The organism is Thermosynechococcus sp. GLH187, assembly GCF_031583395.1.
In the GTDB taxonomy this organism is placed as follows: Bacteria; Cyanobacteriota; Cyanobacteriia; order Thermosynechococcales; family Thermosynechococcaceae; genus Thermosynechococcus.
Genome location: NZ_CP134175.1, coordinates 2,326,182 through 2,342,202 on the forward strand (window position 1 = coordinate 2,326,182; position 16,021 = coordinate 2,342,202).

The following is a 16,021-nucleotide window of genomic DNA, read 5'->3' on the forward strand; positions in this document are numbered from 1 at the left end:
CTGACCCATGATCTCCACCCCGCTTGCTGCCAATCAACAAATTTTACCCCTGACTGCGCAAACCAATGCCCGAGGCCATCTCACCATTGGTGGGTGTGATGTGGTGGAGTTAGTGGCTCAGTTTGGCTCTCCCCTCTACATCCTTGATGAGTTCACCTTTCGCACCGCCTGCCGTCAATACCAAGACACCCTCCAGCAGACCTACGGTGGTGAATTTTTGGTGCTCTACGCTTCAAAGGCTTGGAACTGCTTGGCCACCTGTGCCCTTGCCCACAGTGAAGGCTTGGGGATTGATGTGGCCTCCGGGGGTGAACTCTACACTGCCTTGAGTGCCGGCGTCCCCGCCAGCCACATTTACTTCCACGGTAATAACAAGGCCCCCCAAGAACTCCTCTATGCCCTTGAGGTCAATTGCACGATTGTTGCCGATAACTGGCTAGAACTAGAGCGCCTTGCTGCCTACGTTGAGGAGCATGATCTCTCGACCCCACCGCGCGTCATGTTGCGGTTGACACCGGGGATTGAATGCCACACCCACGAATATATCCGCACTGGACATCTAGACAGCAAATTTGGCTTTGACCCGCAACAGTTTCCAGAGTTGCTTCAGTTTGCTAAGGCGCATCCCGAACTGGACTGGGTCGGACTCCACGCCCACATTGGCTCACAGATTTTTGAGGAACAACCCCATTTAGACCTCTGTGATGTCCTTGTGGATTGGCTGGCTCAAGCCCGTGAAGCGATGCTACCCATGCGCGAACTGAATGTGGGGGGTGGTCTTGGCATTCGCTACATCGAGTCCGATAACCCGCCGGCGATCGCCCACTGGACAAAGGCCATTAGTCATCAACTGAGCCAAGCCTGTCAGCAACGCCATCTTCCCTTACCCAAACTCATCTGTGAGCCGGGTCGCTCCATCGTTGGACCTGCGGCAGTGACGGCCTACACGGTGGGCAGCCGTAAGGTGATTCCTGAGCTACGCACCTATATCGCTGTCGATGGGGGGATGTCCGATAATCCACGACCGATTACCTATCAGGCGCAATATACAGCCCTGTGTGCCAATCGCATGACCACTGCCGCCACAGAAACCGTGCGTGTTGCCGGTAAGCACTGCGAATCGGGCGATATTCTGCTGCCCCAAGTCACCCTACCCCCCCTGCAAGCCAATGATATTTTAGTGGTGGCCAGTACGGGTGCCTACAACTACAGCATGGCCTCCAACTACAATCGTGTGCCCCGGCCGGCGGCGGTGGTGGTCTGTGAGGGGGAAGCCAACCTGATCCTGCAACGGGAAACCTACGCTGATTTGGTGGCCCATGATGTCTTGCCCCTGCGATTGAGCACCCCCGCCCCCTAGGAGGTGACGAGCACGATGGGATGATAAGCCTCCTAGGTAACTTGTCGTGGCTGCTGCTGTCCTCGCAGACACTGGCCAAGGTGCGAACAGTCGTGGATGTGGTTTTGGTCTTGACCCTAACCTACGCTATTTTGCGGGTTGTGGCCGAGCGGCGAACCCTCTGGATGATACGGGGCTTTATCTTCCTCCTTTTGGCAACCTCCCTCAGTCGTGCCATTGAGCTACAGTTTTTGAGCTTTGTGCTGCACAACTTAGTGATTGGCTCTGCGGTGGCCTTAGCCGTTATTCTGCAATCGGAAATTCGCATTTTTCTGGAACAGTTGGGACGAGGACAGTTTTTCGGCTTTATGCAGCCCGTGGCCGAGTCGAGCCTGACCAATGATGCCGTTGATTTGATTGTGACGGCCGTGAAGGGATTATCTCAAGATCGTACGGGGGCACTCATTCTGCTGGAAACCCATACAAAGCTCAGCCCCCAAGATTTTACCCATGCAGGGATCGCCCTCAATGCCCGCCTTTCACCGGAACTCATTACCTCAATTTTTCAGGTGAGTTCCCCCCTGCACGATGGCGCAATTTGGGTGCGGGGGGCTGAAGTGATTGCGGCAAAGTTGATCCTGCCCCTCTCGGATCGCACGGGGCCTTGGCAGTTGGGCACTCGCCATCGCGCCGCCCTAGGGATTACCGAACGCATTAGCCACTGTGTCTGTGTAGTGGTCTCTGAGGAAACGGGGTCAATTTCCCTTGCCTTTAAGGGGGAGCTTCAACGTCCCCTCACAAGCAGTAAACTAGGGGAATTGTTGCGGCAATATGTGCAGGATCAAGGGACGGCAACTTCACAACCCCGTCAACGTCGGCACAGCTTAAAATTTTGGAAGACTGTATGGCCACTGCGCTAATTTCCGCCAATAGGATGTGTCCATGATGCTACAGCCCCATTCACTCATTGAGTTACCCGAAGATCTAGATCGCGATCGCCTACCTCGCCATGTGGCGGTGATTATGGATGGTAATGGCCGCTGGGCAAAGCAGCGCAATTTACCGCGAATTATGGGACACCAACGCGGGGTGGACACCCTCAAGGATCTGCTGCGCTGTTGCAAAGATTGGGGCATTGAAGCCCTGACCGCCTACGCCTTCTCCACAGAAAACTGGGGGCGCCCCCTGCCGGAGGTGGATTTTCTGATGACCCTCTTTGAGCGAGTGTTGCGGCGGGAGCTGGCGGAAATGGTTGCCGAGGGCGTGCAAATTCACTTTGTGGGTGACTTGGCGTGTTTGCCGAACTCCCTACAAGCGGAAATTGAGCGAGCGATGACCGCTACGGCCAATAACCAAAAAATTAAATTTGTGGTGGCAACCAACTATGGTGGGCGACGGGAAATTATCCACGCTTGCCGTTCGATTGCAGCCCAAGTGAAAGCGGGACGCCTTGACCCCGCCGATATTGATGAGGTACTCTTTGAACGCCATTTGTACACGGGCGGCCTACCGGATCCCGATTTGTTGATTCGCACCAGTGGCGAGATGCGCGTCAGTAACTTTTTGCTGTGGCAGGTGGCCTATTCAGAAATTTACGTCACCAAGACCCTCTGGCCGGATTTTGACCGCGCTGCTTTCCATGAGGCGCTCCGGGATTACCAACAGCGACAGCGGCGATTTGGCCGTGTCTAAAGGGGACGATTTCAGTGGAGAATAGGAAAGCTCGCCGGGTACGTATTGGAGCGATACTGTGACCCCCCAATTGCGCATTTATGTCCCCCCTCATCCCCTCATTCAACATTGGCTAACGGTGGCTCGCGATCGCAACACGCCCACCCCTCTGTTTCGCGTAGCCATGACAGAACTAGGTCGCTGGTTGGCCTATGAGGCGGCGCGGGAATGGTTGCCAACGGTGGAAACAGTGGTTGAAACGCCCCTTGCCCCCTGTGCAGCGCTGGTGGTGAATCCGCAAGTACCCGTCGTGGTGGTACCCATTCTGCGGGCGGGTTTGGCCTTGCTCGACGGTGCCCAAGGGGTCTTACCGACAGCAAAGACGTACCACTTAGGGATTGTGCGGGATGAGGCCACCCTTGAACCCAGTTGCTATCTCAATAAGTTGCCCCCGCAGTTTGACCCGCAAACCCGTGTCCTGATTAGTGAGCCGATGCTGGCAACGGGAGGTTCAATCATGACAGCAATGCAGGAACTGGTGCAGCGGGGGATTGACCCAGCCTTGGTGCGAATCATTTCCGTGGTCACTGCGCCGCCAGCTTTGCAGAAACTCGGTGCCCATTTTCCCGCAGTGCAAGTCTATGCAGCCACGATTGATGAGACAGTGAATGAGCAGGGCTTTATTGTGCCTGGCTTAGGGGATGCGGGGGATCGCGCCTTTGGTACCGGGGAGGAAGTGTAACCGATGATGACAGTGGTGACTGTGCCAGCAACAACGGCTAATTTGGGTCCGGGGTTTGATTGCTTAGGAGCCGCTCTGACCCTCACCAATACGTTCACCTTTTCCTTGAGCGATCGCCCCCATGTCAATGTGCGGGGCACTGAGGCAGCCGGTGTCAGCAGTAGCTCCGACAATTTGGTCTATCGTGCCTACCACCGTCTCTATCAATATCTAGGGCGTGAAGCCCCACCTGTGTATTTAGAGATTGATCTGGGGGTTCCCCTCGCACGGGGCCTCGGCAGTTCAGCAACCGCAATTATTGGCGGCTTAGTAGGGGCCAATCGGCTGGCGGGCTTTCCCCTCAGTCATACCGAGGTTCTGGAATTGGCCATTGAAATGGAAGGCCACCCCGATAATGTGGTGCCGGCCTTGCTAGGGGGCTGTCGTCTTGCTGTCCAAGGGAGTGCAGGGGGATGGCATTGGCTAGAGATTCCTTGGGATCAGGATGTGGTGCCGATTGTGGCGATTCCAGACTTTGAGCTAGCCACGGAAACAGCGCGGCAAGTGCTGCCCCCCCACTGTACCTACGGTGATGCAGTTTTTAATATCAGTCACCTTGGTGCTCTGCTGCGGGGTTTGGAAACGGGTCAACGGGAGTGGCTGCAACTGGCCTTGGGCGATCGCCTGCATCAACCCTACCGCCAAAGTCTGATCAAAGGCTATACCGACCTCCACAGGGCGGCTCTTGAGGCGGGTGCCCACGGTTTGGTCATTAGTGGCGCAGGACCCACGCTTTTAGCCCTCGGGGATCCCGTTACCGCTTCCGCCATTGCCACTGCCCTCAAGGAGACTTGGGCAAAGTTTGATGTGCAGGCACGGGTGGAGGTGCTGGCCATTCAACGCCAAGGGACAACGGTGCGCGATCGCTAGGCAATCTTAGGCAATTGTATAGCATGCTTCCCTGTCAATAGGAGGTGATTAAATGAGTCAAGAACAGGATGCCCTGACAACGGAAGTGCTGCAACGCCTACGCCGCAAGGAGGGCACTTGGCAGGATTGGGGAGCCGGATGCCAGCAACTGCAAAAACAAGGGCTATCTCCCCAAGCGATTTTTGAGGCCACGGGCATTGAACCCATCCACCAAAATCAACTGATCATTGCCCTGCAAGTGAGTCAGAGCCTGCGCGAGGCGCCGGAAGCGGTGCGTGCCTATTTTCAAACGCGGGGCAGCGATCTGCTCTATGAACTGCGGGTGTTGTCAGGGAGCGATCGCCTTGCAGCAGCCACACTCATTGTTGAGAAACAACTGGATGTCACTGCGGTTCATGAGGTCTGCCGTGCCCTCAAGGCCGTGAGCTATCAAAAGGATGAGAGTGCAGGTTTTGGTGAGAGTGTGGGCGATCGCATTGGTCGCTACTATTGGCAACTGGCGCGGCAGCAACGCGATTTAGCCCAGCGATCGCGCCTCATTGCCCAAGGCTTTCGCTTTGTTGAATCCGCCACAGGTCGCCAAGCGCTTGAAAAACTGCTGACGGACTTTACCGTGGTTCCCGCTGCTAGCCAACCCCGACTCCCCCTTTACCGCTTGGATTCCGCTGAAGACCTGCCCTACCTCGTTCCGGTCGCAGGAACAGCCCCGCTCGCTGCTGCAGCCTTTAATCAAGTGCCCCAGTTAACTTCTACAGGCGCCTTGCAATTAGTCGCTGTTCCTCAACCCATGACCCTCGTGGCTCTCCCCAGTTGGCAGGTTCTCCTGAATGCTGTTGACCCAGTCGCGGTGCTTTGGCCAGTGGCAGACCTACCCGCAGAATTACCGCCTACGCCTGAGGGACTCCCCATTGAACAAGTGCTCCTGATAGTGGATCGTGGTCTTCCAGAATGGGATCGCGATCGCTATCTCCTGATTGCACCTGCGGCCAGCGATCCTGTCCAACTGGCTTGGTTTCCTGAACCCCCTACAGCGCCAATTCTTGGCCAACTCCTGCTCGTCTTACGCCCCCCCCAAGTACTGGATGAGAGTATCAACAAGGAACTTTGGTTCTTTGAGGAATAGCTTAACCTTAGGCGAGATTCACCACAACGCCCAGAGCGCTACCACGCCCCAAACTGTAATCTGCCAAGGCTAGTCGCACAGGCTGCTGGGGTGCCTTCAGATTCACTACCACAAGGGTCTGATCCACCAGTCCCGACCAGAGTTTGGCATCAGCAAAGTTGGCCAAGGGGGGTGTATCCACAATCACCAGATCAAAATAGTTTTTCAGGTGAGCCATGAACTGTTTGAGCGTGTCTTGGCTGAGGAGCCGCATCGGCTGTTGCCGCAACTCACCAGCGGTTAAAATTGCCAGACCGCGCCGCGCCTGAGCAACGCTATACCAGTGCCGCCGATGAATTAACCAATCCGCCAAGCCCTGTTCATTCGTCAGGCCGAGATAGCGGTGAATCTGGGGTCGCCGTAAATCCCCATCAATCAGCAGAACCCGCTGCCCCGTGCCTGCGGCAGCAAGGGCAAGATGCAGAGCAACGGTGGTGCGCCCATCAGTGGGTAGGGCTGAAATCACGGCTAACGAATGCCCCAAACCCACGGCCTGGAGGTTGGCAAACACATGGTGAAAGGTTTCCTGAAACTTCACCCATTCCCCGACAAAGGGTAGGACTTGAGTCACCTGCCACAGCCCTGAATTGCCCTTCACCGCGCGCTCTAAGCGGAGATTGGTTTGGGGGGTTGCCTTGGGAATTTTGCCAAGGAGGGGCAAGCCGAGGGCATCTTCCACTTGGGCTGGACTGACAAACGTATTGGCGGCTGCATCTGCAACATAAGTAGCCAGAACCCCCAACACAAGGCTGGCGATCGCCCCTAGCACCAACAGCAGTAAGCGCGGGAAGGTGGGTTGGACAGCGGGATTCTCTAAATCCGTCAACACCTGCCACGCAAAGTGATTCTGCGCCAGTTGTAGTTGCACTGCCTGTCGGGCTTGATTGAGCATCTCAAGGGAGAGGTTGGCCGTCCGAATCCGATGTTCAAGGCGATCAATGGCGGGGAGTTGGCTACTCAGTTGTTGTAATTGTTGGGCAACCGCCGCTTGGGGAGCCGCAAGCTCAGCATCATAGCGCCGCTGGTTTTCGTATTCAATCCACGCCGTAATGTAGTTGGTAATCAGCGTTTGTGACACTGTTCCCTGAAAGCCTAGGGCCGTGGGGTTGTCCACTTGATATTGCTCACCAATCACTTGGCGGGCGATCGCCTGCAATTGCTCCACCAAAACTCGCCGCTGTTCCTCAAGAGCTTGGATAACGGGTGTCCCTTCCCGAAAAATGGCTAGATTCTTGGCAATTTCTTGATCCAGTTCTTGAATGCGTGCCAGTTGTTGCTGATAAGCAGGGGAGGTACTTAAGTTCGCTGCTGCTAGGGCTTCTGCGGGCGTCATCTTGAGTTGTTCTTGAAACCCTTGAAAACGACCGTAGGCTTCCACGGCCTTCAGGCGAGCCGCTTGGCGCAGGCTATGGATTTGGCGATACTGTTCTGTTAAAAAGCGCAGTTGTTCTGAGGGTTGCAGGCTCGTGCCTTGGGGTTGGCTGGCTTGGAGTTGCTGCTGGAGTTGCTCTAATTCTGTAAGGTGCTGATTGATGTCTTTGTCCAGTTGCTCTAGGGTGCGATTGAGTTGTTCTTGGCGATCGCGCTGACTGTAGTCAACAAAGGCCTCTGCCACGGCCTTTAATACTGCGGTCACAATTTCTGGCTGGCGATCGCGATAGACCACTTCTAGTACTTTTGTTTGGGTCGGCAGTTGCTCTGTGGCGGAACTAACCACTGGTCGAATTTCCAGATGCTCAGCTAAGACCCGCGTGGTCAAATGAGGATACTGCTGTTGTAGTTTCTGGGCAATGGGAGCTAGTACTTTGTCACTTTCTAGAACGAGAATCTGTGACCCCACATCCACTGGAGGGGGTGTGGTTGGCGGCGGGGAGGGGAGGGTACTGGCAATGCCATCACGGGGGGTCAGGGTTGGCGCAGGCTGTGGTTCCTTCACTGGTTCCATCAGAAGGCGAAAATAGGCCTCGTACATTTCGGGTTGCCAGAAAACATACCCCCCCATGACCAAGAATGAGAGTAAAACCGTTCCTGACAGTAGTCGCCACCGTCGCCGACAGCGATCGCTAAAAGCTTGCAGCCCACCCTTTTGAGAACTCTTTCTGGTGCTGAACCGTGATGGATTTCGCGGGCGATCGCCCGCAGGACGCGCTTCGCGATCAACGACCCGTAAATTGGGTATCTTTTGTGGGAGCGACATCAGTAGTACGCCATTCCTAATCAAATATGTTAACTAAGTTGAGGAACACTCCTAAGGTTCCTAAGGCGCCGATAGGCCGCAGGGCATTCCCAATCGTATCCCCCACCTGCGTTAGCCCTGACCGTTCCACCACAATCACATCCCCCTGTTGCAACACAGGATTATTGTTGGCATTGGGTTGAGCCGCCAAGCTAAAGGGAATCCGTCGCCGACTGACCGTACCATCGCGATTCAGCCGCACCAGCGTCACCCTAGACATATTGGCACGTTGCACATTGAATCCGCCAGCCGCCCCAATTCCCTGAGTGAGCGTGGCATTGGCTGGCACTTCCACCAAGCCCGGTCGCAATACTTCGCCCACAACCTGCACCCGAATCACCTGTGGCGAAAACGTCGCAGAGGCCACCCGTACCGCTTCAGCCGCATTCACTTCCTTCGCCTTGGGCACCACAATCACATCATCACTGCGCAGCGTGATATCTTGGTTCGCATCCCCCGACTGAATCATCTCCCAAAGATTAATTCTGGTTACGGCTGTTTGGCCATTCCCCAGTTGGCGGCGTATCTCAATGTTGCGAATATCCGCCTCTTGGGTAATTCCACCGCTTTGAGCAAGGACTTGGCTCAGGCGAGGCCATGTTAAGCCACCGGAAAGGCCGATACCGGGGGCAGAAGCTGATACAGAAGTAAAAGGAACAACATAGGAGCCTGGACGGCTCACCTCACCTGCCACTAAAATCTTCATGGGGCGCGGCGTCTGCAATGTAACCGTTACTGCTGGAAAGCGCATGACTTTACTATAGGCGTTCAGAATCACCTGCTCCGCTTGGGGGAGAGTTAAGCCGCCCACCATGACGCGCCCTGCCAAAGGTAGGGTGACTGAGCCATCGAGATTAACAGTGAATTGTCGTTGATTAGTAACTGTTGGTGGCAGGTTGACCACTTCAATGAAAAGCACATCCCCTGCACCCAGGAGATAGTCCTGAAGGGGGTTAATGCTGGTAAAACTATAGGAGCTTGGGCTGACGGGCATGGGTTGAGCAGTGGCCGAGCGGGGTACCATCAGTGTTGCCCCAAGGGTGAATCCACTGGCGATCGCCAGGGTGATGACGGTGTTGTGTAGCCTTGGCAATGATTTGCACCCCATGGTTCATTCTCCTCACTCACTTGTTTGTTCTACCATACGCCATCTATTCGCCACCAAGGTTATGAAAAAAGGCTTTAGAATGAGTGCAAATGGCCTTGTCACCTCATTGTAATGCTGGATCCGCCGCTCATTTGCCTAGAACAGATTTCTAAAGTGTATGGCCAGGGGGAAACGGAAGTTCACGCCCTTAGGGAGGTGAATCTCAACATTCAGCGGGGAGAGTACTGTGCAATTATGGGGGCTTCGGGGTCAGGGAAGTCCACAATGATGAATATTATTGGCTGTTTAGATCGCCCGACCTCTGGCCGCTACTTTCTCGATGGCCAAGATGTGGCACATCTCAGTGATGATGAACTCGCCCATATTCGCAATGCCAAGATTGGTTTTGTCTTTCAACAGTTTTACTTGCTGGGGCAACTCACGGCACTGGAAAATGTGATGCTACCCATGGTCTATGCCCAAGTTCCCCCCAAGGAACGGCGCGATCGCGCGATCGCTGCATTGGAACAGGTGGGGTTGGGTCACCGCCTTGAGAATCGTCCCAATCAACTCTCGGGAGGACAGCAACAACGGGTGGCGATCGCCCGCGCCATTGTCAATCAGCCGCTACTCCTGCTCGCCGATGAACCTACCGGTGCCCTTGATAGCCACACCACGGCGGAAATTCTTGCTATCTTTGGGCAACTCAATGCGGCCGGCATGACGGTAATTATGGTGACCCATGAACCCGATGTGGCGGCTGTCACGCACCGCATTATTCAGTTTCGTGACGGTCAAATTCGTTCCGATCGCCCCAATGTGCCTAGCCCGCTGACGGCACCTGCTTTATCTTAAGAAGGGGAACGACTGAGAAAAAAAGCAATGGCAAAAGCAGTTTGGAAAGGCGCAACCTTGGCCGAGAGCGATCGCTATGAAGTGGTCGAAGGCAATGTTTATTTTCCGCCAGAGGCACTCAATCCGGCCTATTTTCAGCCCAGCGATACCCACACCGTTTGTGGTTGGAAAGGCACAGCCAGCTACTACCACGTTGTTGTCAATGGTCAGGTGAACCGTGATGCGGCATGGTACTACCCCGATCCCAAGCCGGCGGCTGCCAATATCAAGGGCTATGTGGCGTTTTGGCGCGGGGTGCAGGTGACGCGCTAAGGGGAGCAATTCCCGCTCGGTTGAGAATTTCGGGAATCAAATCCTCACGGCGCACCGCCATTAAGTGCACCCCCTGGCAGAGTTCCCGCGCCTGTTGTACCTGCTCGGCAGCAATAGTTATCCCTTCATCGAGGGGATCAGCGGCAGCGGCAAGGCGATCAATAAGGTGCTGGGGAATCAGTGCACCGGGCACAGCGCGATTGATAAACAGGGCATTTTTGGCCGACTTGAGGAGAAAAATTCCAGCAAGAATGGGTCGCCCACAGCCCGCCGCAATCTGATCCATAAACTTGGCTAGCCGATCAAAATCTGTAATCAACTGCGTTTGGAAAAATTGAGCACCCGCTGCCAATTTGCGTTCAAACCGTTGTTGCAGTCCTGACCAACTGGCAGACTGAGGATCAACCGCTGCCCCGGCAAAAAATTGCGTCGCTCCATCGGCTAGGGGGCGATCCTCGCTATCCACCCCTTGATTCAGTTGGCCAATGACGCGCAATAGCCGCACAGACTCCAAATCAAAGACGGGTTTGGCTTGGGGATGATCGCCTGCTTTGACGGGGTCGCCCGTGAGTGCCAAAATATTGCGTAAACCAAGGGCGGCAATGCCCATGAGATCCGCTTGCAGGGCAATGCGGTTGCGATCGCGACAGGCGATCTGGCAAATGGGTTCAAACCCCTGCTGTTGCAACAAATAGGCGGCTGCCCAAGAACTCATGCGCAACACAGCGCGACTGCCATCGGTGACATTGACCGCATGAACCCGCCCCTTGAGATGGGCTGCTTGGCGCAACATCGTACTGGCATCCCTACCCTTAGGGGGGCAAACCTCTGCAGTGATGAGAAACTCACCCTGCTCACAGGCAGCTTGAAAACGCGAGACTGACAAGGAAATGGCTAGAGCGCGACTAGGCAATTATCATACAAGCTAGTGACGCCTGTTCCTAGGCCGCTAAATAAGCAGTCACCGTCTGCACCAAGGTCTCTGTCCAATAATCAGCAACACTTTGCTGCTCGGCTTCCACCATGACGCGGATAACGGGTTCTGTCCCAGAGGCACGTACCAAGACTCGCCCGCGATCGCCCATATCCAGTTGCGCTTTGGTAATCATCTGTTGCAAAGGCTCACATTCTTGCCAGTGGAGTCGTCGCTGTCGATCGTCAACACGGACATTGCGAAGAATTTGCGGGTAGGCGGTAAAACTTTGGTCTCGCAGTTGTGCCAAGGATAAACGGGAATCCTGAACTAGGGTCGCTAAATGAACCGCTGTGAGCAAGCCATCCCCCCCCACACCATAGTGACGGCAGAGGATGTGTCCCGACTGTTCTCCCCCCAGCATGGCACCGTGGCGCAGCATCTCTGCATGGACGTATTGATCGCCCACAGCAGCCCGCACCAGTTGTCCACCCCGCGCTTGCCAAGCTCGCTCAAAGCCGAGATTCGACATCACAGTGGCGACAATCAAATCCTTGGGGAGTTGTGCCTGCGACTGAAGCCGTTGTCCCCAGAAGTAGAGAATGTGATCGCCATCAACCACTCGTCCTTGACTATCCACCGCCAGCACGCGATCGGCATCGCCATCAAAGGCAAACCCCATAGCGGCACGGGTTTCACGGACAGCCTGTTGTAATGGTTCTAAATGGGTGGAACCGCAGTTGACATTAATGCGATCGCCATCGGCGCGATCGTGGAGAGCAATCACCTCAGCCCCTAGGGCATGGAACACCGTCGGTGCCACCGCCACCGCAGATCCCCAAGCCAAATCCAACACCACCCGCAGTCTCCGCAGCGGTTGACGATCCTCAAGGGGCGCTTGCACCGCATGGCGATAGCGCTGAAGCAATTCGGGACGATGATGCAAATGCCCCCAGTGCTCCGTATGGGGCAAGGATAGGCCAGCATTTAGGTGGGCTTCAATTTCTTTTTGCAGATCAGGGCTGAGCTTGCTGCCATCGCTGCCAAAAATTTTAATGCCGTTATCGGCGGGGGGATTGTGACTGGCGGAAATCATGGCGCCACCGATGGCTTCTGTGGTGGCCGTTAGGTAGGCAATACAGGGGGTCGGGCACAGACCCACATTCCACACTTCAAAACCAGCGGCGGTTAAGCCGGCGGCCAAGGCTGTGGCCAACATATCACTGGAGTTGCGGGAATCTTGACCAATGATAAAGGGGCGCTGGGGTGCATCCGTCCTTTGTCGCAGCACTTCTCCCACCCAATATCCCAAGCTCAAGGCCAAGTTGGGGGTTAGCAACTCCCCCGCCCGTCCACGAATGCCATCGGTTCCGAACCGAATCGGCTGCTGCCCAGTCATGGTTGATTCCTCACGCCACACCAATACTCACTATTTTCTAGTCGATCCCCTTGGCTATGCAGGAGACGATTCTTAACATTTATTTACCCTTTTTGGACTATATCATCTCTGTGAACCTTGCCCTGCGCATGGGTGTCCCCCCACAGGAGTATTCTGGATCAGCGGGAATTGAGGCAAAGCCAAATGTTACCACCCGACCTGCGCCAGCAATTGCAATCGTCCCAAGGGCGACTCCTACACCTTTTGGAGTCCTTTTCCTCAGCACGGGTACTGGTGGTGGGGGATCTCACCCTCGATGAATTTCTCACGGGTCAGGTGGAACGCCTCTCGCGGGAAGCCCCCGTTCTGATTTTGCGCCATGAGTTTACCCGCCAAGTGCCCGGCGGCGGTGCCAATGCCATCTACAATTTGGCCAAGTTGGGTGCTCAGGTGCAGGCGGTTGGTCTGGTGGGTGTAGATCCGCAGGGGGAGGCGCTTTGTAGCATTTTTCAAGGGGCAGGGATTGATACGCGGGGCATCTTTAAGGATGGCGATCGCCCCACCGTGACGAAAACCCGTATTTCTGGCCATGCTCGCCAGTCGGTGACGCAGCAAATTGTGCGCGTGGATCGCAAGTCCGATGATCTGCCTGCCCCAGCCCTTCAGGAGGCGTTAGCGGCCTTTATTCGTCAGCAGGTGGGGACTGCCGATGCCGTGGTTTGCTCCGACTATGGCGATGGTGTCTTTACGCCCCCTGTGATTGCGGCTGCCCTAGAGCATGAGCGCACGATTGTTGATACCCAACGGGATTTAGCTCGCTATCGCGGTGCTTTCCTATTTACGCCGAACCTGCCAGAAGCAGAGGCAGCAGTGGGCTACCCGATTCGCACAGAGGCCGAGGTACTGCGAGCTGGGGAAGACCTGCTGGAGTTGACGGCGGCTAAATATATGCTGATTACGCGGGGGGATGCTGGTATGAGTCTCTTTAGTCGCGAGGCGGCGCCCTACCATTTACCCGCCTTTAACCGTACGGATGTCTTTGATGTCACTGGCGCAGGCGATACCGTTGTTGCTGCTTTAACCCTTGCCCTTGTGGCGGGTGCCAGTCTTTGGGAGGCGGCAGTTTTAGGCAATTTGGCCGCCAGTATTGTCGTACGTCAGTTTGGCACAGCCACCACATCCACTGCCGAGATGGCGGCAGCCCTTCACCATTTGCTGGAAGATTAATCCCGCGTCGCCTGCTGTAACCACTCCAGAATGCCTTGGGCAAGGGTGCGGGCAAGCTCAGCTTGGGCTTGGGGGTTAACAATCCACTCAAACTCCTCTGGGTGAATCATAAAGCCCAGTTCCAGCAGCACCGCAGGGGCAATTGTCGGACGAGTCAGGGCAAGGTTATTCCAAAACACACCGTACTGCTGCCGCCGCAGTCGCTGACTGAGATACCCCTCTAGGAAAACGGCAAGGTCATGGCTTTGGGGATGATACCAAAAGGCGCCAATCCCTTGGGTATTACGGGCATCGCCAGCATCGGGGAGAGCATTGTAGTGCAAGCTGAGGGCAAGGGTGGGTTGGGCTGATTCAATGGCGAGAAGGCGATCGGGCAAGTCCAGATCAATATCCTCTGTGCGCGTCAAAATGACTGTTGCCCCAAGGCGTTCTAGCTCGGGTGCCAGTTTTTGGGCCAGTGCCAATGTGACGACCTTCTCTGGCGTACCATCTGGGCCGCGTGCTCCCAAGTCCTCAGGCCCGCCATGGCCGGGATCAAGGAGAATTTTAATCCCCCGCAGGGGTTGTGTCCCCCGTTGGAGTTGGGGTGGATGACGCAGTTGCAGCACCAGCCGATTGCCTTCATAGGCCACACGATAGCCCCACTGTTGGCGATGATGCAGCGTCAAACGATACTCCACCCGCTCTTGATCAAGGGGGTACCAGTCAAGGCGCTGGATGACGGGATCGGCATCGAGGCGAATGATGTCGGTTTGGGGAATCGTGTTGTGGAGCGTTAGGGTGAACTGGCGATCGCCCTGCTGAATCGAAATCGGTACGGGCACATCCAAAGGAAAGCTGATTTCTGTCCAACCCGCAAGCTGACGGCTGGTTATACTGCGGATAGTGGCGGTGGTCGGCAGAGCACTGGAGAGGAACCGCACTTCATTGGCGCGGATCCAACCCCCATAGTCCAAATGCAGCCAATCCCCCGTTTGTCCGCGTACCCGTGCGCGTGTTCCCACTGGCAAGGGCGTCAGCCGGGAATAGTCAGTGCTAGGGCCAGTGCGGGCTACCCCCCCAAGGGAACGGGTGACTTCCACAACTGGTAATTGCGTTGGCTCAGCCACACGAATGCGGGCACCGGGTTGGCGCTGGCCTGCAAATTGCCATTGAATCGGGCCATAGTCGCCCACTTCGGTGAGCTGGAGGCAATTGCGATAGAGAGAAGGGCGAGCAGTGACCACCTCCGCTTGATGAATCAGCGCAGCCAGATTAGAGGGCAGTTGCACTTGGGGCGGTAGGGGTTCTAGGGGCAGAATGCGCTGACCCACTTGGACTTGCACGGCGCGATCGCTGGGGGCAGCAGCGGTAAAGCAAACAATTTCATTGGCTAGGCGCACTAAATCGGCTGTTGGCTCTAGGGGTTGTAGGGTGGTCGGTACTTGGGGCACCGTGCGAGTGATGGCAAAGTCAAGGCGTTGATCCCCTGCTTGCAGGGTGATGTGATTCAATCCGGGTTGCAGGGGAAGACTGGGGGCAAAGTGTCCCGCTGGCGAGCGATCGCCAACGACCTGCCCATTGAGGGTAACGACAACTTGCGGCGGTGCTGTACCAATAAAGAAAATCCGGGGTGCGCTTGTAGTGTGCTCTCGCGGCGGATAAACCACCTGCAGAGAACCCTGTGCTACTGCTGAGGTCATTGAGCCAACGAAACATCCACTTAATAGACCAAGGCTGAACCACTTCACTGGCTACCCCCATGCACTCAACTTCTTAATATTTTCTTCAGATTATTACTATTGAGTTGTCAATGATCAGAGTTACAGACCATTACATTAAGTAAACATCGCTGAATAGAAATGCAAGTAAGGTAGATGCCTTTCTTTTCCAAAGCAGGGAGGGCGTAAAGAGAATGTAATACTTTTCGAGGGCAGTTTTGCCTAGCTTGATCTTCTTCAATCTTTGTGAAAAGGGCTGTAATAAAGGTCAATCACCTCTCAGAAAAGCGAAGCAAGTTTCTCTAAGGCCATTTGTAGAATTCCTTGATCCCCGTCGAATTAGCATATTTTTTAACATTGGGATCATTGCCATCGCTAGAAAATCCATCCATAATAAAAAGTGTCCTCTCATAAACTCCCTTAATGTTGCGCAATACTATTTGTTGAGTTTTGTTGTTTTGAAACGCAGATTTGCGCAACGCCTTTTATC

14 protein-coding genes are annotated in these 16,021 nt (G+C 55.2%); 9 read left to right on the forward strand and 5 right to left on the reverse strand.

The window, feature by feature from the left end:
• Window positions 1-7: 7 nt before the first annotated feature.
• Genes lysA through RHI63_RS11450 form a run of 6 tightly spaced genes read left to right on the forward strand, consistent with a single transcriptional unit; the run spans window position 8 to window position 5,784 of the window.
• The gene (lysA, locus tag RHI63_RS11425) at window positions 8-1,360 is read left to right on the forward strand and encodes a diaminopimelate decarboxylase (protein ID WP_310821613.1); all 1,353 of its coding nucleotides are present in this window, start codon (window positions 8-10) and stop codon (window positions 1,358-1,360) included.
• A 20-nt stretch (window positions 1,361-1,380) separates the two neighbouring features.
• The gene (cdaA, locus tag RHI63_RS11430) at window positions 1,381-2,259 is read left to right on the forward strand and encodes a diadenylate cyclase CdaA (RefSeq protein WP_206200259.1); all 879 of its coding nucleotides are present in this window, start codon (window positions 1,381-1,383) and stop codon (window positions 2,257-2,259) included.
• Window positions 2,260-2,281: 22 nt separating this feature from the next.
• The gene (uppS, locus tag RHI63_RS11435; protein ID WP_310453608.1) at window positions 2,282-3,031 is read left to right on the forward strand and encodes a polyprenyl diphosphate synthase; all 750 of its coding nucleotides are present in this window, start codon (window positions 2,282-2,284) and stop codon (window positions 3,029-3,031) included.
• Window positions 3,032-3,089: 58 nt separating this feature from the next.
• Window positions 3,090-3,752, forward strand: a complete 663-nt coding sequence (gene upp / locus RHI63_RS11440) for a uracil phosphoribosyltransferase (RefSeq protein WP_149819559.1) — start codon at window positions 3,090-3,092, stop codon at window positions 3,750-3,752.
• Between the two features lie 3 nt (window positions 3,753-3,755).
• Window positions 3,756-4,661 (forward strand): homoserine kinase, encoded by a 906-nt coding sequence (gene thrB / locus RHI63_RS11445; RefSeq protein ID WP_206200261.1) that lies wholly within the window; start codon window positions 3,756-3,758, stop codon window positions 4,659-4,661.
• Between the two features lie 52 nt (window positions 4,662-4,713).
• Window positions 4,714-5,784, forward strand: a complete 1,071-nt coding sequence (locus RHI63_RS11450; protein ID WP_310453609.1) for a RuBisCO accumulation factor 1 — start codon at window positions 4,714-4,716, stop codon at window positions 5,782-5,784.
• 7 nt (window positions 5,785-5,791) lie between these two features.
• Here RHI63_RS11450 and RHI63_RS11455 read toward each other — a convergent pair whose 3' ends face one another.
• Both RHI63_RS11455 and RHI63_RS11460 read right to left on the reverse strand, forming a co-directional pair.
• Window positions 5,792-8,020 (reverse strand): AAA family ATPase, encoded by a 2,229-nt coding sequence (locus tag RHI63_RS11455; protein ID WP_310821614.1) that lies wholly within the window; start codon window positions 8,018-8,020, stop codon window positions 5,792-5,794.
• Between the two features lie 16 nt (window positions 8,021-8,036).
• Window positions 8,037-9,167, reverse strand: coding sequence for a polysaccharide biosynthesis/export family protein (locus RHI63_RS11460; protein WP_310821615.1), 1,131 nt, complete (start codon window positions 9,165-9,167; stop codon window positions 8,037-8,039).
• Window positions 9,168-9,278: 111 nt separating this feature from the next.
• Here RHI63_RS11460 and RHI63_RS11465 point away from each other — a divergent pair, with 111 nt between their 5' ends.
• A complete protein-coding gene (locus RHI63_RS11465; RefSeq protein WP_206200265.1) occupies window positions 9,279-10,001 on the forward strand; it encodes an ABC transporter ATP-binding protein in 723 nt (240 codons plus the stop codon).
• Between the two features lie 27 nt (window positions 10,002-10,028).
• Entirely contained in the window at window positions 10,029-10,313 is a 285-nt protein-coding gene (locus RHI63_RS11470) for a DUF427 domain-containing protein (protein WP_206200266.1), read from the forward strand.
• Here RHI63_RS11470 and RHI63_RS11475 read toward each other — a convergent pair.
• Complete coding sequence (locus RHI63_RS11475) at window positions 10,267-11,205, reverse strand: methylenetetrahydrofolate reductase (RefSeq protein ID WP_310822025.1); 939 nt, start codon at window positions 11,203-11,205, stop codon at window positions 10,267-10,269. The genes RHI63_RS11470 and RHI63_RS11475 overlap by 47 nt on opposite strands.
• Before the next feature lie 49 nt (window positions 11,206-11,254).
• A complete protein-coding gene (gene glmM, locus RHI63_RS11480) occupies window positions 11,255-12,625 on the reverse strand; it encodes a phosphoglucosamine mutase (protein ID WP_206200268.1) in 1,371 nt (456 codons plus the stop codon).
• A 183-nt stretch (window positions 12,626-12,808) separates the two neighbouring features.
• On the opposite strand from glmM, the gene rfaE1 reads away from it, so the two are divergent.
• Window positions 12,809-13,831, forward strand: a complete 1,023-nt coding sequence (rfaE1, locus tag RHI63_RS11485; protein WP_302677510.1) for a D-glycero-beta-D-manno-heptose-7-phosphate kinase — start codon at window positions 12,809-12,811, stop codon at window positions 13,829-13,831.
• Here the strand turns inward: rfaE1 and RHI63_RS11490 are convergent.
• Window positions 13,828-15,513: an N-acetylmuramoyl-L-alanine amidase gene (locus RHI63_RS11490; protein ID WP_206200270.1), complete on the reverse strand. Its 1,686-nt coding sequence runs from the start codon at window positions 15,511-15,513 to the stop codon at window positions 13,828-13,830. The genes rfaE1 and RHI63_RS11490 overlap by 4 nt on opposite strands.
• Window positions 15,514-16,021: the final 508 nt, after the last annotated feature.

Excerpts from the sequence above, each read along its gene's own strand:
- RHI63_RS11455 (WP_310821614.1), bottom strand. The coding sequence starts at position 8,020 with ATGTCGCTCCCACAAAAGATACCCAATTTACGGGTCGTTGATCGCGAA.
- RHI63_RS11490 (WP_206200270.1), bottom strand. The coding sequence starts at position 15,513 with ATGACCTCAGCAGTAGCACAGGGTTCTCTGCAGGTGGTTTATCCGCCG.
- cdaA (WP_206200259.1), top strand. The coding sequence starts at position 1,381 with ATGATAAGCCTCCTAGGTAACTTGTCGTGGCTGCTGCTGTCCTCGCAG.
- glmM (WP_206200268.1), bottom strand. The coding sequence starts at position 12,625 with ATGACTGGGCAGCAGCCGATTCGGTTCGGAACCGATGGCATTCGTGGA.
- lysA (WP_310821613.1), top strand. The coding sequence starts at position 8 with ATGATCTCCACCCCGCTTGCTGCCAATCAACAAATTTTACCCCTGACT.
- RHI63_RS11465 (WP_206200265.1), top strand. The coding sequence starts at position 9,279 with ATGCTGGATCCGCCGCTCATTTGCCTAGAACAGATTTCTAAAGTGTAT.
- rfaE1 (WP_302677510.1), top strand. The coding sequence starts at position 12,809 with ATGTTACCACCCGACCTGCGCCAGCAATTGCAATCGTCCCAAGGGCGA.
- thrB (WP_206200261.1), top strand. The coding sequence starts at position 3,756 with ATGATGACAGTGGTGACTGTGCCAGCAACAACGGCTAATTTGGGTCCG.
- uppS (WP_310453608.1), top strand. The coding sequence starts at position 2,282 with ATGATGCTACAGCCCCATTCACTCATTGAGTTACCCGAAGATCTAGAT.
- RHI63_RS11470 (WP_206200266.1), top strand. The coding sequence starts at position 10,029 with ATGGCAAAAGCAGTTTGGAAAGGCGCAACCTTGGCCGAGAGCGATCGC.
- RHI63_RS11450 (WP_310453609.1), top strand. The coding sequence starts at position 4,714 with ATGAGTCAAGAACAGGATGCCCTGACAACGGAAGTGCTGCAACGCCTA.
- RHI63_RS11460 (WP_310821615.1), bottom strand. The coding sequence starts at position 9,167 with ATGGGGTGCAAATCATTGCCAAGGCTACACAACACCGTCATCACCCTG.